At 65.4% G+C, this 19,160-nt stretch carries 16 protein-coding genes and 1 tRNA gene; 10 read left to right on the top strand and 7 right to left on the bottom strand.

Annotated elements, in window-relative coordinates; genetic code table 11:
* Nucleotides 1-34: 34 nt before the first annotated feature.
* Nucleotides 35-124: transfer RNA gene (locus tag WGH93_RS02385), tRNA-Ser, on the bottom strand.
* Between the two features lie 145 nt (nt 125-269).
* On the opposite strand from WGH93_RS02385, the gene WGH93_RS02380 reads away from it, so the two are divergent.
* Together WGH93_RS02380 and WGH93_RS02375 are read left to right on the top strand one after the other, a co-directional pair.
* Complete coding sequence (locus tag WGH93_RS02380) at nt 270-716, top strand: VOC family protein (protein WP_374763252.1); 447 nt, start codon at nt 270-272, stop codon at nt 714-716.
* Nucleotides 717-756: 40 nt separating this feature from the next.
* Nucleotides 757-1,263 carry a methyltransferase family protein gene (locus WGH93_RS02375; RefSeq protein ID WP_374763251.1) on the top strand — a complete coding sequence of 169 codons (507 nt, stop codon included), beginning with the start codon at nt 757-759 and terminating at the stop codon, nt 1,261-1,263.
* 35 nt (nt 1,264-1,298) lie between these two features.
* Here WGH93_RS02375 and WGH93_RS02370 read toward each other — a convergent pair whose 3' ends face one another.
* Nucleotides 1,299-1,982, bottom strand: a complete 684-nt coding sequence (locus WGH93_RS02370) for a hypothetical protein (protein WP_374763250.1) — start codon at nt 1,980-1,982, stop codon at nt 1,299-1,301.
* Between the two features lie 219 nt (nt 1,983-2,201).
* On the opposite strand from WGH93_RS02370, the gene WGH93_RS02365 reads away from it, so the two are divergent.
* Genes WGH93_RS02365 through WGH93_RS02355 form a run of 3 tightly spaced genes read left to right on the top strand, consistent with a single transcriptional unit; the run spans nt 2,202 to nt 5,993 of the window.
* The gene (locus tag WGH93_RS02365) at nt 2,202-3,713 is read left to right on the top strand and encodes a UbiD family decarboxylase (RefSeq protein ID WP_374763249.1); all 1,512 of its coding nucleotides are present in this window, start codon (nt 2,202-2,204) and stop codon (nt 3,711-3,713) included.
* 38 nt (nt 3,714-3,751) lie between these two features.
* Entirely contained in the window at nt 3,752-5,101 is a 1,350-nt protein-coding gene (locus WGH93_RS02360) for a TldD/PmbA family protein (RefSeq protein WP_374763248.1), read from the top strand.
* Nucleotides 5,102-5,108: 7 nt separating this feature from the next.
* Nucleotides 5,109-5,993: a 3'(2'),5'-bisphosphate nucleotidase CysQ gene (locus WGH93_RS02355; protein ID WP_374763247.1), complete on the top strand. Its 885-nt coding sequence runs from the start codon at nt 5,109-5,111 to the stop codon at nt 5,991-5,993.
* Nucleotides 5,994-6,016: 23 nt separating this feature from the next.
* On the opposite strand, the gene WGH93_RS02350 is transcribed toward WGH93_RS02355, so the two are convergent.
* The 4 genes from WGH93_RS02350 to xseA are packed head-to-tail and all read right to left on the bottom strand — an operon-like array spanning nt 6,017 to nt 9,937.
* Entirely contained in the window at nt 6,017-6,691 is a 675-nt protein-coding gene (locus WGH93_RS02350) for a haloacid dehalogenase type II (RefSeq protein WP_374763246.1), read from the bottom strand.
* A gap of 42 nt (nt 6,692-6,733) precedes the next feature.
* Nucleotides 6,734-7,504 (bottom strand): TorF family putative porin, encoded by a 771-nt coding sequence (locus WGH93_RS02345; RefSeq protein ID WP_374763245.1) that lies wholly within the window; start codon nt 7,502-7,504, stop codon nt 6,734-6,736.
* Nucleotides 7,497-8,372 (bottom strand): M23 family metallopeptidase, encoded by an 876-nt coding sequence (locus WGH93_RS02340; RefSeq protein WP_374763244.1) that lies wholly within the window; start codon nt 8,370-8,372, stop codon nt 7,497-7,499. Before WGH93_RS02340 ends, WGH93_RS02345 begins: the two co-directional genes overlap by 8 nt.
* Nucleotides 8,373-8,410: 38 nt before the next feature.
* Nucleotides 8,411-9,937 carry an exodeoxyribonuclease VII large subunit gene (gene xseA, locus WGH93_RS02335; protein WP_374763243.1) on the bottom strand — a complete coding sequence of 509 codons (1,527 nt, stop codon included), beginning with the start codon at nt 9,935-9,937 and terminating at the stop codon, nt 8,411-8,413.
* 141 nt (nt 9,938-10,078) lie between these two features.
* On the opposite strand from xseA, the gene purD reads away from it, so the two are divergent.
* Together purD and WGH93_RS02325 are read left to right on the top strand one after the other, a co-directional pair.
* Nucleotides 10,079-11,344 (top strand): phosphoribosylamine--glycine ligase, encoded by a 1,266-nt coding sequence (gene purD, locus WGH93_RS02330; RefSeq protein ID WP_374763242.1) that lies wholly within the window; start codon nt 10,079-10,081, stop codon nt 11,342-11,344.
* Between the two features lie 17 nt (nt 11,345-11,361).
* Nucleotides 11,362-12,180, top strand: a complete 819-nt coding sequence (locus tag WGH93_RS02325; protein ID WP_374763241.1) for an alpha/beta fold hydrolase — start codon at nt 11,362-11,364, stop codon at nt 12,178-12,180.
* Between the two features lie 93 nt (nt 12,181-12,273).
* Here WGH93_RS02325 and WGH93_RS02320 read toward each other — a convergent pair whose 3' ends face one another.
* Nucleotides 12,274-13,875, bottom strand: coding sequence for a PAS domain-containing sensor histidine kinase (locus WGH93_RS02320; protein WP_374763240.1), 1,602 nt, complete (start codon nt 13,873-13,875; stop codon nt 12,274-12,276).
* Between the two features lie 306 nt (nt 13,876-14,181).
* Between WGH93_RS02320 and WGH93_RS02315 the strand changes: the two genes are divergently transcribed.
* The 3 genes from WGH93_RS02315 (at nt 14,182) to WGH93_RS02305 (ending at nt 19,157) form a co-directional block, all read left to right on the top strand.
* Entirely contained in the window at nt 14,182-15,375 is a 1,194-nt protein-coding gene (locus tag WGH93_RS02315; RefSeq protein WP_374763239.1) for an efflux RND transporter periplasmic adaptor subunit, read from the top strand.
* 11 nt (nt 15,376-15,386) lie between these two features.
* Entirely contained in the window at nt 15,387-18,512 is a 3,126-nt protein-coding gene (locus tag WGH93_RS02310) for an efflux RND transporter permease subunit (protein ID WP_374763238.1), read from the top strand.
* Between the two features lie 156 nt (nt 18,513-18,668).
* Nucleotides 18,669-19,157 (top strand): RNA pyrophosphohydrolase, encoded by a 489-nt coding sequence (locus tag WGH93_RS02305; protein ID WP_374763237.1) that lies wholly within the window; start codon nt 18,669-18,671, stop codon nt 19,155-19,157.
* The last annotated feature ends 3 nt before the right edge of the window (nt 19,158-19,160 follow it).

Here is a 19,160-nt window from a genome sequence, read left to right as displayed (position 1 = left end):
TTTCAATTATAAGTCATTGAAAATAAACGATATATGGCGGAGAGGACGGGATTCGAACCCGCGAGGGTGTTGCCACCCAACTCGCTTAGCAGGCGAGCGCCTTAAACCACTCGGCCACCTCTCCGCCGCCGTGGATAGCCAAGGGGCCCCGGCCTGTCAATGCGCACTGTCATGGCGCGGGCAAAAAAGTTTGCGCCGGCTGTCGGGGCGATTTGAACAGGCCCCGGCAAAGCGGCTATACAGGGTGCACCATCATGAAAGGAACCGCCATGCCGGAAACAGCCGACACCCGCACGTTGGAAAGCCGCTGCCCGTTTCATCTGGCGGTGCCCGTGAACGATCTGGCCGCGGCCCGGCGGTTTTACGGCGATCTGCTGGGCTGCCCGGAAGGCCGGTCCAGCGAAACCTGGGTGGATTTCGATTTCTTCGGCCACCAACTGGTGGTGCATCTGGGCACCCCGCTTGGCCAGCCGGACAGAAACGAGGTGGACGGAGACGCGGTGCCCGGCTTTCATTTCGGTGCCGTGCTGCCCTGGGCGCGGTGGCAGTCGCTGGCCGCCCATCTTGAAGCACACGGCGTCCGCTTCATCATTCCCCCGCGCATCCGGTTCGAAGGTGCACCGGGGGAGCAGGCCACCCTGTTTTTCCGCGACCCCGCGGGCAATGCGCTGGAACTGAAAGCCTTTCGAAACCCCGGCCAGTTGTTCGCCCGATGACCCTGATCACCCCGCCAACACCGCGCAAGGACACAGCCCGATGAGCCAGGAACCCGATTCCCGCCAATCGCCTCCCCCGCAACCCCCTAAGATCCGCCCCCCGCGCATTCTGCCGCCCGTGGGTTGCCTTCTGGCGCTCGGCCTGATCTGGGGCCTGCACCGCCTGCTGCCCTATGGCCCCACTTTTCTGGACCATCCCGCCGCCGAAACCATCACCAGGGGGCTGGCTGTTCTGGGACTGGCGCTCACCATCAGTGGTATCGGCCTGTTCCACCGGGCGGGGACGGGCATCAAGCCCTTCAGCGAGGCCCGGCACCTGGTCACCGGCGGCCCTTACCGCCTGACCCGCAACCCCATGTATCTGGGCATGGTTTTGATTCTTCTGGGCGCCTTTGTGAAAAGCGGCACGCTTGCGGGGCTGTTGGTGCCGATTGCGTTCGCCCTGTGGATCGACCGGGCCTATATCCGGCGGGAAGAAGCCTTTCTGGAACAGCATCTGGGCGCCCCCTATCTTGCCTATAAGGACCGGGTGCGGCGCTGGCTGTAGAAAGGCGCTCCAGAGGCGAAACCACGAGAAGGGACTCAACGAGGCGGCGGCGTCGCCCCACCCCGTTTTTCCGGGGCGGTCTTCGCGGGTTCGCCGCAGGACCCGATGGCCACCTTGAGCGCGGCGAGCAGGTCCGGCTCCTGCTGCTTCAGGGCCTTGTTGGCCCGAAACCCCACCGGCAGCCGGGCGTACAGGCTGCGCCGCATCCGTTGCATCACGCGCTCATCCAGCACCGGCCCATAATCGCTGCCCACCAGCGCATCATAGTCGCCGCTCAACAGCCTGGCGACCGACCGCCCCGGCTTGAAAGGCGCCCAGACCACATGATACCCGCGATCCGACAGAAACTTGCCCGTGCGGGAGCCTTTGGGAGTCGCCACCGTGGCGGTTTCCATGAAATGCCGCGACGTGACATCACGGCTGTCTTTCCGCCGCTGATACCAATAAATGGACACCTGCGCCGCCGGGCCAATCAGCCGATCCGCAATGGAACGGGTGGGATCGTAGAAATCGGGATACCACAGGACGGGCTCGTCGCTGTTCAGAACCTGATCGGCCCGCGGCAGGGGGAGCTGCGCGGTCTCGATCTTTCGCCCCACCGCTTCGGACAGGCAGGCCACGGTCTCGGTAAACGGGCCGAAGATCGCATCCGCATAGGTATTGCCATAGGCAATCAGCGGCGACCCCATGGCGGACATGGCCGGCATTGCGAACGCCACGATACACAGCATTGCCCGCAGTTTTCTTCGAATCTTCCCGATATACATACGGCGACTATCCCTAAAGGCCGTTAACAAAACCCTTAAGGTAATAACAATCAACCGATCCCGGACTGACATTTACAAGTTCCCGCCGCCTCACCGACCCACCCCATCGCCAGGCCGGCAGCCATGGCCGGGGGGAATTGTTTTTTCCCCAAAGCGGGCTATAAACCCCGTATGGCCTATGACTCACTCAGGGATTTCATCCAGCACCTGGAGCAGACGAACCGTCTCGTCCGGGTGACGCAACCGGTCTCCACCAATCTGGAGATGACCGAAATCCAGACCCGTGTGATAGCGGAGGGTGGCCCCGCCCTGCTGTTCGAAAATGTCATCACGGAAACGGGCGAGAAAAGCCCCATGCCGGTGCTGGTCAATTTGTTCGGCACGGTGGACCGGGTGGCGCTGGGCATGAACCGCACGCCGGATGAACTGCGGGGCGTGGGGGAAACGCTGGCCTTTCTGCGCCAACCGGAACCGCCCCAGGGCTTGCGGCAGGCGTTCGACATGCTGCCGCTGGCGAAAAAAGTGCTGTCCATGAAGCCGAAAAAGGTGCGCTCCGGCCCGGTGCAGGATGTGGTGCTGACCGGCGACGATATCGATCTGATGAAGCTGCCGGTCCAGACCTGCTGGCCCGGCGAACCGGCGCCGCTGATCACCTGGCCGCTGGTGGTGACCAGGGGGCCGTCCACCGCGCGGGAGGACAATGTCAATCTGGGCATCTACCGGATGCAGCGCCTGGACGGCAAGCGCACCCTGATGCGCTGGCTGAAGCATCGCGGCGGCGCCCAGCAATATGACCGCTGGAAGCGCGAAAAGCGCGAACCCGTACCCGCCGCCGCCGTGATCGGGGCAGACCCCGGCACGACGCTCGCCGCCGTTACCCCGGTACCGGACACGCTCAGCGAATATCAGTTCGCCGGGCTGCTGCGCGGCAAGAAGGTGGAGCTGGTGGATTGCAAGACCGTGCCCCTTCAGGTGCCCGCCAGCGCCGAAATCGTCATTGAGGGCTATGTGAGCCTGGACGAGCATGAAGATGAAGGCCCTTACGGCGACCATACCGGCTATTACAACGCCAAAGAGCCTTTCCCCGTGTTCGAGGTGACGGCCATCACCATGCGGCGAGACCCGATCTATCTGTCCACCTATACGGGCCGCCCGCCGGATGAGCCCAGCGTGCTGGGCGAGGCGCTGAACGAAGTGTTCATCCCCCTGTTGCAGCAACAGTTCCCGGAAATCGTGGACTTCTGGCTGCCGCCGGAAGGGTGCAGCTACCGCATCGCCGTGGTATCCATGAAAAAGGCGTATGCGGGCCATGCCAAGCGGGTGATGATGGCGGTCTGGTCCTTCCTGCGCCAGTTCATGTACACCAAATTCGTGATCGTGGTGGACCACAGCGTGAACGCGCGGGACTGGAAGGACGTGATGTGGGCCATCTCCACCAAGATGGACCCGGTGCGGGATCTGGTCATGGTGGAAAACACCCCGATCGACTATCTGGATTTCGCCAGCCCCAAAAGCGGCCTTGGCGGCAAGCTGGGCATGGACGCCACGGACAAGATCGACGGCGAAACCGACCGGGACTGGGGCGACGTGATCGCCATGGACCAATCGGTGGTGGACCGGGTAAGCCAGATGTGGGACGACCTTGGCATCCCCGGCAGCGGCGCCCCCATCTGGCGGGGTTGAGCCACGCCAATCGCACTTCACACAGATATGGATATTATATGACCAACAGCCTCGACCTCCTCGACGATCTCATCACCAAGGCGCTCAAGGCGGGCGCGGACGCGGCGGACGCGGTGGCCCTGGAAGGGGTGTCCCGATCGGCGGGCTGGCGGGACGGCCAGCTTGAAGAGATGGAAGGCAGCGAGGGGGAGGATATCGGCCTGCGCGTCATCTTCGGCCACAAGGCGGCCATCGCCTCGTCTTCCGAGCGCAGCCCCGACGCGCTGGACCGGCTGGTGGACCGCACCGTCACCATGGCCCGCAATGTGCCGGAAGACCCCTATGTGGGCCTGGCACCGGAAGAGGCGCTGGAACTGGACCCCATCGACCCCATCGCCGCCGAGCTGGACCTGTGGGATGAACGCCGCACAAGCGCGGAAGACCTGCTGGCGCTGGCCCGGCAGGCGGATGAAGCCGCCCGCGACGTGAACGGTGTGACCAATTCCGAGGGGGGCAGCGCCACAGCGGGGGAGAACACCGTATCCATGATGACCAGCCATGGCTTTGCCAACCGCTTTCGCGGCAGCAGCTTTTCCATTGGCTGCTCGGCGCTGGCCGGTGGTGGCACGGACATGCAGCGCGACTTTGACTTCACCACCGCCCGGCACTTTGAAGACCTGGACGCCGCCGAACAGGTGGGCCGCACGGCCGGCGAACGGGCCGTGGCCCGGCTGAACGCCACCCGCATGACCAGCGGCCCCCGCCCGGTGCTGTTCGATCCGCGCGTCTCCCGCTCGCTGGTGGGCCATTTCGCGGGCGCCATCAATGGCAATGCGGTGGCGCGCGGCGCCAGCTTCCTGAAATCCCGCATGGGGGAACGCCTGTTCCCTTCGGGTGTGGACATCATCGATGATCCGAAAATGCGGCGCGGCTCCGGTTCGCGCCTGTTTGACGGCGAAGGCGTGCGGGTGACCCGTCAGCGCCTGGTGGCGGACGGCACGCTGAAAAGCTGGATGCTGAACAGCACCACGGCACGACAACTGAACCTGCCCGTTACCGGCCACGCCAGTCGCGGCGCGGGCAGCGCGCCCGGCATTTCGCCCAGCAATCTCTATCTGGCGGCGGGCGACACAACGCCCGCCGATCTGATGGCGGATGTCAAGGACGGCCTTTATGTGACGGAGCTGATCGGCATGGGCGTCAACACCGTCACGGGGGATTACAGCCGGGGCGCGGCGGGCTTTCGCATCGAAGACGGTGAAATCGCCGAACCGGTGCATGAAATCACCATCGCCGGAAACCTGCTGGACATGTTCGCCCGGCTTCAGGTGGCGAACGATCTGGTGTTCAAGCACGGCGTCAATGCGCCCACCGTGCGGATCGACGACCTGATGATCGCGGGGGCCTGATCGCATCATGCGCGACCATGCGCCATATCCGCCCACCGACCAGCCGCCGGACCCGGCCTGCCCCACGCTGGATGCGGATGCCCAGGTGCTGGCGGACGCGGCGCAGGAAGCCGCCGAGCTTGCCATGTCCTATTTCAGGGGCGGGGTAACGGCATGGGAAAAGCGCGCGGGAGACCCGGTATCGGATGCGGACATGGCGGTGGACAGCCTGTTGAAAGAGCGGCTGACCGGGGCGCGCCCCGGTTATGGCTGGCTGTCCGAGGAAACCGAGGACGCGCCGGATCGGCTGCGCTGTGGCCGGCTGTGGATCGTGGACCCGATCGACGGCACCCGCGCCTTTCTGCGCGGCGGCACGGACTGGGGCGTATCCCTGGCGCTGGTGCAGGACGGCGTGCCGGTGCTGGCCATCATGGCCGCGCCCGCCCGGAACGCGCTTTACAGCGCGCGGCTGGGCCGGGGCGCCACCTGCAACGGCACCCCCATCCGGGTCAGCGGACAGGACAGGCTGAACGAAGCCCGCATGATCGGGGACCCGGATGCCTTCCGCTCCCGCAGGCTGTGGCCAAAGCCCTGGCCCGCCGCCATGACCACCCATGCGATCAATTCCATGGCGCTTCGGCTGTGTCTGGTGGCCGACGGGGAAAGCGACTGCTGCGTCACCCTGCGTCCCAAGAACGACTGGGACGTGGCCGCGGCGGACCTGATCCTGCGCGAAGCGGGCGGCGCCATCACCACCGGCGAAGGCGCGCCGCTCACCTATAATGCCAGAAAGCCGCTGCACGCCCATATCGTCGCCGGCACCCCGGCCCTGATGCCCGCCCTGATGAACCGGGTGGACCCGGCCCTGAAACACTGGACGGAAAACCAGCCAAAAGGATTGCGGCGACCCTGACGGTCGGCCAATGAAAGTGCCGGTCAGTCCAGACCCCGTTCCAGCAACCGCGTGGCCAGCGCATCCAGATCATCGGCCACCACATCCGGCTCGGCAAACAGCGGATTGGCCACCATGCCGGGCCGGGCCACGAAACCCGCGCGACACCCGGCCCGCATCGCACCGGCCACATCCCAGTCATGGGCGGCGATCATCCACATCCGCCCCGGCGGCACCCCCAGGGCACGCGCCGCCGTGGTATAGACCGACGCCGCCGGCTTCAGCGCGCCCGCCGTATCCGCCGATAATATGTCCTCGAAACTGTCGGATAGACCGGCGAAATCAAGCTGCGCCCTGGCAACCTTGCGGGTCGAATTGGTCAGGGCGGCAAGCCGGTAATTCGCCCCACGCAGCCGGGCCAGCGCGCCGGGCACCTCGGCATGGGGCGGCAGCCGTGTCATGCCGCCAAGGATCGCCTCCCTGTGGTCCTCGGCAAGCGTAATGCCATGGATTTCCGCCGTCATCTCCAGCGCCGCGGCGCCAACAGCCCCGAAATCGCGGTACGCGCCGATAATGGTGCCGGTCCACCCGGTGCGCAGCACCAGAGCAAACCATTCTCGGCGCACGGCCCTGTCACCGAAAACCGCCTCGAACGCCGGATCAAGCGCCGACAGGTCAAGCAGGGTCTCGTTCACATCGAAAACAATCACGGATGCCATTGCAATATTCCCAAGGCAGCCCACGCCCCCGCCGCCCCATGATCAGAAATAATAGCGCAGTCCCAGCACGATGGTGCCGCCGCCGGGGGCGCTTTCGGGCAGGGGTTCCGGGCCGCTCAGGTCCGTGTCCTCATAGAGGGCCGTGATTTCGGCGTCGCCGATGAAATAGCTCAGCCCCACCCCCCAGTTCAGCCGATCCGGGTTGCTGATGCGCCGGTCCCCCACCCGGCTTTCGGAAATCATGTCATAGCCCAGCTTGCCGATCACGGTCAGGCTGGGCCTTGTGGGTACGGGCACTTCCAGGTCTACGCCCACGAACAGGCTGTCGCCCGCATCCGGCGCGCTCCACCGGCCTGAAGGGGCATAGGCGGTGGCAAGGCGCACATAGAACAGCCCCAGATCCCGTGACAGGCTGGCTTTTATTTCGGGAAAGAAACGACTGCGCCCGCCCGCGCCCTGCACGCGGTTGACGGTGGGATCGGGCCGGTCAAGCTGATGATAGCTGTCCATCTCCACCGAGAAATCCAGCGTGTGTCCCGCCCAGTCCGTGCGATAGCCGACGAACAGCTCGTCCTTTTCCGTCAGGTCCCCGGCGAAACTGTCGAACAGCCCCACTTGCAGGCCCAGATAGGCGCCGTCCGCATGGCTGATCATCAGGCTGCCGTCAAAGGCCGGATCGCCGCCGGACAGGCTCAGGCCCCGGTCCCGAAGGTCGCTGACACCGCCCACATAGCCATCCACGAACCAGTCATCCGCCCCCGCCGGGGCGGCCAGGCCCGCAACAAGCCCCATCACCGCGAGCAGTCTAACCATCCCGCACCTCGCTTTCAGCCACCTGCGCGCCCAGCATCAACGCCGGGTCCAGCCGCACATTGCGCCAGTTGATGCGCCAGTCCACATGGGGGCCGCTGGCCCGCCCCTTGGCGCCGATCTCACCGATCTGATCGCCCTGGGAAACGGCCTGCCCTTCTTTCACCGTCACGGTGCGCATGTGAAACAGGGTGGATGTAACGCCGAAGCCGTGATCAATGATCACAATACCGCCTTCCAGCAGATAATCCGGGTCCGCCAGCCGCACCACACCGCCCGCGGGCGCCCGCACCGGCGTGCCCGGCTCGGCGGCGATATCCAGCCCGAAATGGGGGCTTCGGGGTTTGCCGTTCAAAATCCGCTGGCTGCCATAAAAGCCGGAAAATCGCCCCTCGGCGGGCTTGATGAACCCCTGTGTCCAGAAGGTGGCGTCGGTCAGGTGGCCGCGCGCCTCGCCCACCCGGCGCATTTCCGTCTGCCGCCGCTTGCGCCAGCTTTCGGGCGGCGTCACCGTTTTGGGGGGCAGGCCGTCCACCCGCTCGATATCGAACTTGCGGCTTGCCACCGACAGGGTGCGGGTGATGGTCTCCCCATCCGGGCGGGTCACTTTCAACAGCGCGTCCCCGTCATGATCCCGGCCAAAGCCGAAAACGATGCGCCCTTCAGGCCCCACCTTCACGGTGCGCCCGTCCAGCGTAACGCTGCTGCCCGGCGCCACCCGGCCCCAGGCCATGCCGCCCTGCGTGATCTGGCCGGACAGATCAAGGGCGTAACCCGGCAGGGCCCCGGCCAGCATCAGGCCGGAAACAGCCACCAGATAACCGGCGAAACGCCGGATAAAAAGCCGGAAAAGGCAGGGAGAAGGCTTCATGGGCGCGGTCTTTCCATTAAACGGTATAAGGGCCAGGGTCATAGCAGGCTGCCCTGCCGGTCATCCCCCGGCGGTGTAGGTTTCTGCGCCTTGGAACGGCGACGCGGCGCGGCTTTGTCTGGCGGCGTGTCCGTGTCGGGCCTGTCCTGCGCATCCAGGCTCACCGCCGGGTCCGTGACCGTCATCAGGCTGGCCCCGTCCCGGAAAGTGACGGTCACGGCATCGTCCAGGGCCAGACCGGCGCGGGCCGTAACCGGCGTGCCATCGCCGTCGCGCACCAGCGCGAACCCCCGCGCCAGAACCCGCTTGTGCGACAGGCTTTCCAGCATCCGGCCCTGCGCCGCCAGTCGATCCCCAAGGCCGGTCAGTTGGCGGCGATAGGCGGGGGCCAGGCGGGCGGACTGCGCCTCCATCCGGTCCCGCTGGAATCGGGCCTGCTGACGCAGGCGCCCGGCGCTCAGGCTGCCGGTGAGATGATTCAGCCGGGCCTTATGCCGTTCCGTCACGGAGCCGAGCGCGCGGGGCAGCCGGTCGTTCAGATCGTCCAGCTTCTGGCGGGCCAGGCCCAGCAGATCCTGCGGGCGCGGCAGGGCACGGGCCAGCGCGGTCACGCGGTCCCGCCGGTCATGGATCAGGCGGGATTTCTGCCCCGCCAGTCGCCGATTCAGATCGGCCAGCGTGGCCTTCAGGTCGGCCATGACCGGCACCGCCATTTCCGCCGCGCCCGTGGGGGTGGGCGCGCGCAGGTCGCTGGCAAAGTCGATCAGCGTGGTGTCGGTTTCATGGCCCACGGCGGAAATCAGCGGAATGGTGCTGTCGGCGGCGGCGCGCACCACCTCTTCCTCGTTAAAGGCCCACAGATCCTCGATCGAGCCGCCGCCGCGCGCCACGATCAGCACATCGGGCCGGGGAATCGGCCCACCTTCCGACAGGGCATTGAAGCCGCGAATGGCCGCCGCGATCTTTCCCGCCGCGCTGTCCCCCTGCACCGGCACCGGCCAGACCAGAACGGGGCGCGGAAAGCGATCCGCCAGCCGGTGCAGAATGTCCCGGATCACCGCCCCGGTGGGCGATGTGACGACACCGATCAGGCGCGGCATATAGGGCACGGGGCGCTTGCGCTCCGCCGCGAACAGCCCCTCGGCGGCGAGCTTTTTCTTGCGCTCCTCCAGAAGCGCCATAAGTGCCCCGGCGCCCGCGGGCTCCATCCGTTCGATCACCATCTGATATTTGGAGCGCGGCGCATAGGTGGTGAGCTTGCCGGTGCAGACCACTTCCAGCCCGTCTTCCGGCTGGAATCGCAAACGGCTGGCCACGCCGCGCCAGCACACGCCGTCCATCACCGCCTTGTCATCCTTCAGGGTGACATAAAGATGGCCGGATGCCGCCCGCTTCACGCCCGACAGCTCCGCCCGCACGCGCACCCGGCCAAAGCTGCTTTCCACCGTGGCCTTCAGCGCGCCGGAAAGCTCTGAAACGCTGTATTCCGGGGTGTTGTCGCCCGCCTGCCCCGGTGCGTCCGTCGCGGGGTGAGAGCGGGAATTTTCGGTCGGGGGATGGGTCATCGGGGGGCGGGTCCCTCGCTCAAGCGGGAAAAGCAACGCAAGGGGCGCACGACCACCCCTTGCCTCGCCCGGAGCCTATGATACAACACGCCACGCTTCAAGCGACACCACACAAGCGGCCACGGCCACGAAGGGGCGCCCATGAATATTCTTCTCATCGGATCGGGCGGGCGGGAACACGCCCTTGCCTGGAAGATCGCCCAATCCCCCCTGACCCCGGCGCTTTTCATCGCGCCGGGCAATCCGGGCACGGCCACGCTGGGCACCAATGTGGCGCTGAACCCGGATGACCGGGCCGCTGTTGCCACCTTTTGCGATCATCAAGGCATAGACCTGGTGGTGATCGGGCCGGAAGGGCCACTGGTGGGCGGCCTGGCCGATCATCTGCGGGCGGCGGGCGTGGCCGTTTTCGGGCCGGACGCGGCGGCGGCGCGGCTGGAAGGGTCCAAGTCCTTCACCAAGGCGCTGTGCGATGAAGCCGGCATTCCCACCGCCGCCCATGCCAGTTTCGACCGCGCCACAGATGCCCATGCCCATCTGGATCGCATGGGCGCGCCCATCGTGGTCAAGGCGGACGGGCTGGCCGCCGGCAAGGGCGTGACCGTGGCCGAAACCGTGGACGAGGCCCGCGCCGCCATAGACGCCATCTTTACCGAGCCGGGCGCCCGGCTGGTGCTGGAAGAAAAGCTGACCGGCATCGAGGCCAGCTTCTTCGCCCTGGTGGATGGCGAAACGGCCCTGCCGCTCGCCACCGCGCAGGACCACAAGCGCGCCTTTGACGGCGACAAGGGCCCCAATACGGGCGGCATGGGGGCGTTCAGCCCGTCGCCGCTGATGACGCAGGCGCGCATCAATCAGGTCATGGACGAGATCATCACCCCCACCGTGGCCACCATGAAGGCGCGCGGCACGCCTTTTCGCGGGGTGCTCTATGCCGGGCTGATGATCGACGGCCCCCATATGGGGCTGATCGAATACAATGTGCGGTTCGGCGACCCGGAAGCACAGGTGCTGATGCTGCGCTGGGACGGGGACATGGTGCCCGCCCTGTATGCCGCCGCCACCGGCGCGCTGGCGCACCTGGAGACGCCGCCCCGCTGGTCACCGCAAGCGGCGGTGACCGTGGTAATGGCGGCGCAGGGGTATCCGGGCGCCTATGACAAGGGGGAGCCGATCCACGGCCTTGACGCGGCGGCCCAAACCGGCGCGCGCATCTTTCAGGCGGGCACGGCCATGGATGGCGGCACGCTGGTCAGCGCGGGCGGTCGGGTCTTGAATGTGTCGGCACTTGGCGACACGCTGGACGCGGCACGGCAGACCGCTTATGAGGCGGTGGACCGGATAGAGTGGCCCGGTGGTTTTTGTCGGCAAGACATTGCCGCCCTGGCCGCGCCGGACGCGGAGTGAAAGGAAACCCACCGTCCATGGCGAACAGCAAGGTTTACGGCCTGACCATCGGCTATGATGTGGCCGGCCCGGCGGCGAAAACGCCGGACGATCCGCCGCCGCTGATGTTCCTGCATGGCTGGTGCGGGGACCGGCAAAGCTTTGCCGAACAGATGGCCGCCTTCAAGGACAGCCACCGCTGCATCGCGCCGGACCTGCCCGGCCACGGCCAGTCCATCAAGACACGGATCGACCATGGCATCACCTTTTTGGCCGAGGTGATGGTGGGCCTGATCAAGGAACTGCGCCTGTTTCCGCCGGTGCTGGTGGGCCATTCCATGGGCGGGCCGGTGGCGATCGAAATGATGCGCCAGGCCCCCGACCTGGTCCGCGCCGCCGTGCTGATCGATCCGGCCATGATGATCCACAACACACCGGTTGCCGACCCCATGCAGCGCGCCCTGGATGCCATGGAACGGGACGGCGTGAAACCCACCTTCGAGCGCATGATCGACCGCAGCCTTGCCGCCGCGCCGGAGGAAGCGGCGCTTCGGGACTGGCTGATGGAAAGCAGCCGCCGCGTGCCCGGCCAGGTTGCCATTACCGCCTGGCGCGGGATGCTGGACTGGTCCGGCCCGCAGGCGCTTGGCGCCGTCGCCGGAACGGGCAAGCCTTTGGCGATCATCAATGGCCCAAACCCGCTGAACGAACGCAGCGCGATTCTGCACCGGGCGCCGAACCTGCAATGGGCGACCACGCTGGGCGGCGGGCATCACCCGCACCTGACCCGGCCAGGACAGGTGAACGCCATGCTGGCAAGCTTCCTGAACGACGAAATGCGTGGCGATCCCGCCTGACACCAGGGCGTTGAGACCGGCGCCCTGATACCGGCGCCCTGATACCGGCGCCCTGATACCGAGGCCCTGAGACCCTGGCACCGGGACGGGGGCCTAGATAGAGCGGATGTCCTCGGCCACCGCACTGGCATTGGGTGCGCCGGTAATCATGCGCACCTTTTCCGGCGGGAAGGTGATGGAGACGCGGGTGCCCTTGCCGGGCACGCTGTCAATCGCCATATGGGCTTCCATCTTTTCGGCGAAGGCGGCCACCAGCGGCAGCCCCAGGCCCGATCCGCTCTGGCGGCGGGTCATGCTGGTATCCACCTGGCCGAAGGGCCGACGGGCCAGTTTCACTTCTTCCTCGGTCATGCCCAGGCCGGTATCTTCCACCATCAATATGGCGCCGCCATCGGTGGCCTGGCGCAGCTTGAGGAAAATACGCCCCCCGGTTTCCGTGAACTTCACCGAATTGGCCAGCAGATTGAGGCATATCTGCTTCACCAGGCGCTCGTCCGCTTCGATTTCCAGGCCGCGATCAATGTCTTCCCGCAGCATCAGGCCCGCATCCACGCTGCGCTGCTTGATCATCGTCATGGCCATTTCGATGCAGTCCCGCGGGTTGATCCAGCGGATTTCCGTGTCCAGGCGCTCGGCTTCCACCTTGGACAGGTCCAGAATGTCATTGATGATGGCGAGAAGGTGAGTCCCGCTCACATGGATGTCCTCGGCATATTCGCGGTAGCGGGCATTATGGATCGGCCCCAGGATTTCATCCCGGATGATCTCGGCAAAACCGAGAATGGCATTGAGCGGGGTGCGCAGTTCATGGCTCATATTGGCGAGAAATTCCGACTTGGCCCGGTTCGCCAATTCCGCCATGTCGCGGCTGCGCTGCAATTCCTGCGCCTGCAACAGATCGTCGGTCACGTCCCGCCCGATGATCAACAGCAGGGGGTTGTCGATTTCCTCTATCTTTTGAACGAACAGGCGGAAATGACGCACCAGCCCGCCCCGCGTGCGCACGGTTACCGGCACATCGGCCATGGAGGCGGTCATCTTCAGTTCCTCGGCGAACCGGCTCTGGAACATGGGGTCGGCCCACACGCCCAACTCGTCCGGCGTGCGACCGAGCACCTGATCCCGCCGCAAGCCGAACACATTGAGAAAGGCGGGGTTCACATCCACAAGCCGCCGATCCGACAGGCGGGTGATCATCAGCACTTCAGGCGACAGGCTGAAAACGGACTGGAACATTTCCCGCGCACGGGTTTCGGCGCGGGCTTCGGCGACAGTATCGGTAACATCGAACAGGCAGGCGGCCATCGCCGGGGCGCCCTGCCAGGTGATCGACCGCGCCCGGCATTCCACCCAGCGCACGTTCCCTTCCGGGCCGTCATCCCCCTTTGGGCACAGCAGCCGGAACCGGAAAACGACGGGCTCCCACGCGCCGTCCAGGCAGCGCTGGCTGGTATCCAGCAGGATTTCCCGGTCTTCCGGGTGGACAAGATGATCAATGCTCCCGGACAAGGGGTCGCCGTCCCCGCCCAGCAGGTCCACCATGGGGGCGTTATGGTACAACACCTCGGCGCCGCGCAGCACCATAACGGCTTCCGCCAGGCCATCCAGCAACCCGGCCATATCATCAGTCTTTCGGCCCGTCACATTCTCGTCCCGCACATATCGACACCAACCGCCGTCATACGCCGCAGCCACGGCCAAACAGACACCCTCACCCGGCCAAAGCCGGACGCGCGCATCGAACCGACGATACCCTAGTACGGTGAACCCGGTCTGCCTAGTCATGTTCACGATTTTCCCCCGTGTGTGTGTACAGACGGGCGAACAGGACGCGGGACCGGCCTTGACAAGCCCCGCGCACTGGCTGATAGTTTCAACAACAACAAAAAACGTCACGACAGCCGGGCCCGGAGACGGCCAAATAATAAAGTCCGCTCCGCGCCCTTATCATGCAGCAAGTAACAAGACCTGCAAAACTGCACGACATGCGAGGACAGACATATGAAAACCATCTGGAAAATCGCGGCCCCCGTGGTCGTGATCGCGGCTGGTGTGGCCACCTTTCCCACACTTGAGGCCGCCAAACCCGACCCCGACAAAAAGATTGAGGCCAACCGCCCCGTTTCGCTGTTCGTCGAGGACGTGCGCCGGGAAAAGGTGACGCTTGAAGTGGCGACCCAGGGCGAAGTGCGCCCGCTGACACAGGTGGATCTGATTCCGCAGGTATCGGGCCGCATCATCGCCGTGGCGGACAACTTTTCCGAAGGCGCCGGCTTCCAACCGGGCGAGACCCTGTTGCAGATCGACCCCAGCGACTATGAGCTGGCCCTTACCCGCGCCGAATCCCGCGTGGCGGAAGCCCGCGTGACGCTGGAACAGGAACTGGCCGATCAGCGGATCAAGCAGAAACAGTGGAAGGAATGGGTCAAGGACGGCAACCCCACCGATCTGGCGCTGAACAAGCCGCAGGTGGCCCGTGCCCAGGCGGCGCTGCGCGCAGCCGAGGCGGACCTGCGGGAGGCCGAACTCAATCTGGAACGCACCCGGATCAGCCTGCCCTTTGAGGGGCGCGTGGCCGAACGGGCCGTGAGCCTGGGCCAGTTTGTGCGGGCCGGCGACAATCTGGGCCAGGTCTTCGCCACCGATGCGGTGGAAGTGCGCCTGCCCCTGTCGGACAGCCAGCTTGCGGACCTGAACCTGCCGCTCGGCTTCGTGGCGAAGTCCATGGACACGGCGCCCGAAGTCACGCTCACCGCCACCCTTGGCGGGCAGGTGCGGCACTGGCAGGGGCGCATCGTGCGCACCCATGCCCGGATCGATCAGGAATCGCGGCTGGCCTTTGCCGTGGCACGGGTGGATGACCCTTATGGCGCGGGCACATCCGACGGGATGCCCCTGCCGGTGGGCCTGTTCGTTCAGGCCGGTGTGGAAGGGGCCACCCGCACCGATGCGCTGGTCATGCCGCGCGCTGCGCTGCGCTCGGAAAACACGGTTTATGTGATCGCCGGGGACAACACCCTTTCCATCCGGGAAGTGACGGTGCTGTCCTCCAACGCCGATCGCGTGCTGGTGAAGGACGGCCTGAAAGCCGGGGACAGGGTGGTCACCTCCCCCGTGCGGGCCGCCGTGGACGGCATGAAGGTGGAGCCCATCACACGCTCCGCTGAAGCCGTTCCCGCCACGCCTGACCGCTGAGGGAGGCCCCCATGATCAATCGCATCATCGAATGGTTCGCGCGCAACACCGTGGCGGCCAACCTGCTTATGGCCGGGATCTTCCTGTCCGGCTTTCTTGCCTTCAATTCCATGGAGCGGGAACTGGACCCGCAGGTTCATTTCCCCGGCCTTGAGATCACCGTGCCCTGGCCGGGCGCGGCGCCGCAGGAAGTGGAGGAACAGATCATCCTGCGCATCGAGGAAGCCGTCAGCGACCTGGACAATGTGGACTGGGTGCGCTCCTTCGCCAATGAAGGGTCGGGCCGGGTGCTGATTCTGGCCAACAATATGGGCATTGATTTCGGCCAGTTCATGGCCGATGTGCAGCGCCGGATCGACGCCATATCCACCTTCCCGCAGGATATCGAGCCGCCGCGCATCGTGCAGTGGGTGAACCGCAATGAATATATCCGCGTGGCGGTGTCCGGCGACATTGGCGAACGGCCACTGAAACGGCTGGCCGAGGACATGCGCGAAGAGGTGGCCGCCCTGCCCGCCATTTCCATCGTGCAGCTTTTCGGCACCCGCGACGAGGAAGTCTCCATCGAAGTGTCGGAAGAGGCGATGCGCCGCTACGGCCTGACCTTCGACGAAGTGGCACAGGCCATTCGCGGCAGTTCCATCAACCTGTCCAGCGGCACGGTGCGCACGGACACGGGCTCCTACAGCCTGCGCGCGCGCAACATGGCCGACACGCAACAGGACTTTTCCCGCATCGTGGTGCGCCAGACCAGCGACGGCGGCACCATCACCGTGGGCGATGTGGCCACGGTGATCGACGGCTTCGTGGACGAACCCATTCTGGCCACGCTGAACGGCGAACCCGCGGTGCTGATCCAGGTGATGACCACAGACACCATGAACATCGTCAAGGCGAGCGAGGCCGTGCGCGACTGGCTGGACAAGCGCCAGGAAACCCTGCCCGAAGGCGTGAGCCTGACCCTGTGGACCGACAATGCGGACATCTTCAACAGCCGTATGGAGACCATTGGCGGGGCCGCCCTGCAGGGGCTGTTCCTGGTCACGCTGGTGCTGCTGCTGACCCTGCGGCCCAAGGTGGCCTTCTGGGTGACGGTGGGGATCGCCACCGCCTATGCCGGGGCCTTCATCATCCTGCCCATGGTGGGGGTCAGCATCAACATGCTGTCCACCTTCGCCTTTCTGCTGGTGCTGGGGATCGTGGTGGATGACGCCATCGTGGTGGGGGAAAGCATCCACACCGAAAGCCACAAGACCGGCGGCGGCCTGACCGCGGCCATGCTGGGCACGCAGCTTGTGGCCAAGCCGGTGATCTTCGCGGTGCTGACCACCATCATCGCCTTTCTGCCATGGATCTGGATCGAGGGGTCCACATCCGAATTCACCCGGCACATCACCTGGGTGGTGATCGCCGCGCTCAGTTTCAGCCTGGTGGAAAGCCTGCTGATCCTGCCCGCGCACCTGTCGCACCTGAAGCCCAGGGAAAACCTGACCCGCTTCGACCGCTTCCAGAAGCGCATCGCCGACGGCATCGTGACCTTCGCCGACACGCGCTATCGCGGCTTTGGCGAACTGGCGGTGAAGAACCGCTATATGACGGTTGCCATATTCCTGTTCGCGCTGTTCCTGGCCTTTGCCCTGATGGCGAGCGGCTTTGCCAAGACCAGCTTCATGCCGGAAATCGAGTCCGACGAGGTTTATATCAATGTGACCATGCCGGACGGCAACCCCTATTGGCGATCCGAAGATGTGCTGGCGCAGCTTCAGCGGGCCCAGGAAACGCTGGTGCGGGAAGTGGCGGAACGCTCCGGCGAAGAGAACACCCTGATCGAGAACTGGTACACCCGGTCCCGCCGGGACAGCGTGATCGCCATTGTCAAGCTGGCCCCGCCGGAAGTGCGGGACATGTCTTCCAAGCAAGCCGCCCTGCGCCTGCGTGAGCTGATCGGCGACATCCCGGACGCCAAGGAAGTGACGGTCAATTACACCCTGAACAACCCGGACCCCGGCTTTCAGCTTTCCGTGGCCCATGAGGACCTGAACATGCTGCGCGCCGCCGTGGCGGACCTGGAGGAAAAGCTCCGCAGCTATGACGCCACCTATGACGTGCGCAACAATCTTCAGGGCGCGACGGAGGAAATCCGTTTCCGCATGAAGCCCGGCACGGAAAAGCTGGGGCTGGACCTGGCGGACGTTTCCCGGCAGGTGCGCCAGGCCTATTACGGGGAGGAAGTGCAACGCCTGCCCCGCGACGGGTCGGACGTGAAGGTGATGGTCCGCTATCCCGAAAGCAGCCGAAATTCCGTGGAAAGCCTGAAAGACTTCCGGGTGCGCACCGATGACGGGCGCGAAGTGCCGCTAACGGCGGTTGCCGATCTTGTGTACGAACCGGGGATCAAGCAGATCGTCCGCCGCAACGGCAAGCGTGCCGCCGAAGTGAGCGCCGACCTGACCGACGACGTGCGCGGCGACATCATGACGGATCTTCGGGAAAACTTCTTCCCCGAATGGGAGGCCCGCTATCCCGGCCTCACCCGCGACGTGACCGGCCAGGCGGAAGGCGAACAGCGCTTCCTGCAAGAGGTGCTGACGCTCTACAGCACCGCCTTCTTCATCATGTATGCGCTGCTGGCCATCGCCTTTCGCAGTTATGGCCAGCCCATCGCCATTCTGGTGGCCATTCCCTTTGCCTTTGCCGGGGCCATTTACGGCCACTTCCTGCTGGGCATGACCATGGCGATCTTCAGCTATTTCGGGATCGCCGCGGCGGCGGGCGTCGTCATCAACGACAATCTGGTGCTGATCGACTTCTACAACCGTCTGAAAGAACGCGGCATGGGCACGCGGGAAGCCATCGTGGAAGCGGGCGTGGCGCGTTTCCGGCCCATCCTGCTCACCTCCGTCACCACATTTGTGGGCCTGATGCCCATGATGCTGGAACAGAGCACGCAGGCCGCCTTCCTCAAGCCCATCGTGGTGGCGCTGGCCTTCGGCGTGGCGATCGCGCTGTTCATCACCCTGCTGCTGGTGCCCGCGATCATCGTGATCGGCGACGATCTGGTGCACGGCAAACAGGCCCTCGCGGGCGCGGTGAAACGGCTGGTGCGTGGCCGCCCGGCGGATCAGGCGGCGGAATAGGCAACACGCCGAACCACACTGCCCTCTGGCGGTACACCTGGGGCGGGGGTCATCTCCCGCCCCATTTTCGTTGGCCGCCGAGGGATCACCCCCGGCTTGACGCCGCGCCGCCGCCTGCTAGCCTCCGCCAGCGACCCCAACAGGACAGGAGCCCCCATGCCCCCCGATACGTCCCCCGACCGCGCCAGCCTGCCCTATCGCCCCTGTGTGGGGCTGATGCTGCTGAATGACCGGGGCCACATCTTTGTGGGGGAGCGCATCGACACCCCCGGCGCCTGGCAGATGCCCCAGGGCGGCATCGATCCGGGGGAGGATGTGACCACAGCGGGCCTGCGGGAACTAGAGGAAGAAATCGGCCTGACCCCGTCGGACGTGACGATCGAGGGCCAGACGGACGACTGGGTGCTCTATGACCTGCCGGACCACCTGCTGGGCAAGGTCTGGGGCGGCAAATATCGCGGCCAGAAACAGCACTGGCTGAAACTCCGCCTGACGGCCCCGGACTCCCGCATCAATCTGGACACCGCCCACCCCGAATTCACCCGCTGGAAATGGTCCACCCCGGAACAAGTGCTGGACGAAATCGTGCCTTTCAAACGGGATATGTATGAGCGGGTTTTGCGCACCCTTGTCGATCAGCCCTAAAAT

Source organism: Yunchengibacter salinarum (assembly GCF_037658235.1).
In the GTDB taxonomy this organism is placed as follows: Bacteria; Pseudomonadota; Alphaproteobacteria; order Sphingomonadales; family Kordiimonadaceae; genus Yunchengibacter; species Yunchengibacter salinarum.
Note: the sequence above shows the minus strand (reverse complement) of the source record. Positions and strands in the feature narration are given on the sequence as shown.

Bases quoted from the DNA above. Each gene is read 5' to 3' on its own strand.
- WGH93_RS02380 (WP_374763252.1), top strand. From the start codon at position 270: ATGCCGGAAACAGCCGACACCCGCACGTTGGAAAGCCGCTGCCCGTTT.
- WGH93_RS02375 (WP_374763251.1), top strand. From the start codon at position 757: ATGAGCCAGGAACCCGATTCCCGCCAATCGCCTCCCCCGCAACCCCCT.
- WGH93_RS02365 (WP_374763249.1), top strand. From the start codon at position 2,202: ATGGCCTATGACTCACTCAGGGATTTCATCCAGCACCTGGAGCAGACG.
- WGH93_RS02360 (WP_374763248.1), top strand. From the start codon at position 3,752: ATGACCAACAGCCTCGACCTCCTCGACGATCTCATCACCAAGGCGCTC.
- WGH93_RS02355 (WP_374763247.1), top strand. From the start codon at position 5,109: ATGCGCGACCATGCGCCATATCCGCCCACCGACCAGCCGCCGGACCCG.
- WGH93_RS02350 (WP_374763246.1), bottom strand. From the start codon at position 6,691: ATGGCATCCGTGATTGTTTTCGATGTGAACGAGACCCTGCTTGACCTG.
- WGH93_RS02345 (WP_374763245.1), bottom strand. From the start codon at position 7,504: ATGGTTAGACTGCTCGCGGTGATGGGGCTTGTTGCGGGCCTGGCCGCC.
- WGH93_RS02340 (WP_374763244.1), bottom strand. From the start codon at position 8,372: ATGAAGCCTTCTCCCTGCCTTTTCCGGCTTTTTATCCGGCGTTTCGCC.
- xseA (WP_374763243.1), bottom strand. From the start codon at position 9,937: ATGACCCATCCCCCGACCGAAAATTCCCGCTCTCACCCCGCGACGGAC.
- purD (WP_374763242.1), top strand. From the start codon at position 10,079: ATGAATATTCTTCTCATCGGATCGGGCGGGCGGGAACACGCCCTTGCC.
- WGH93_RS02325 (WP_374763241.1), top strand. From the start codon at position 11,362: ATGGCGAACAGCAAGGTTTACGGCCTGACCATCGGCTATGATGTGGCC.
- WGH93_RS02315 (WP_374763239.1), top strand. From the start codon at position 14,182: ATGAAAACCATCTGGAAAATCGCGGCCCCCGTGGTCGTGATCGCGGCT.
- WGH93_RS02310 (WP_374763238.1), top strand. From the start codon at position 15,387: ATGATCAATCGCATCATCGAATGGTTCGCGCGCAACACCGTGGCGGCC.
- WGH93_RS02305 (WP_374763237.1), top strand. From the start codon at position 18,669: ATGCCCCCCGATACGTCCCCCGACCGCGCCAGCCTGCCCTATCGCCCC.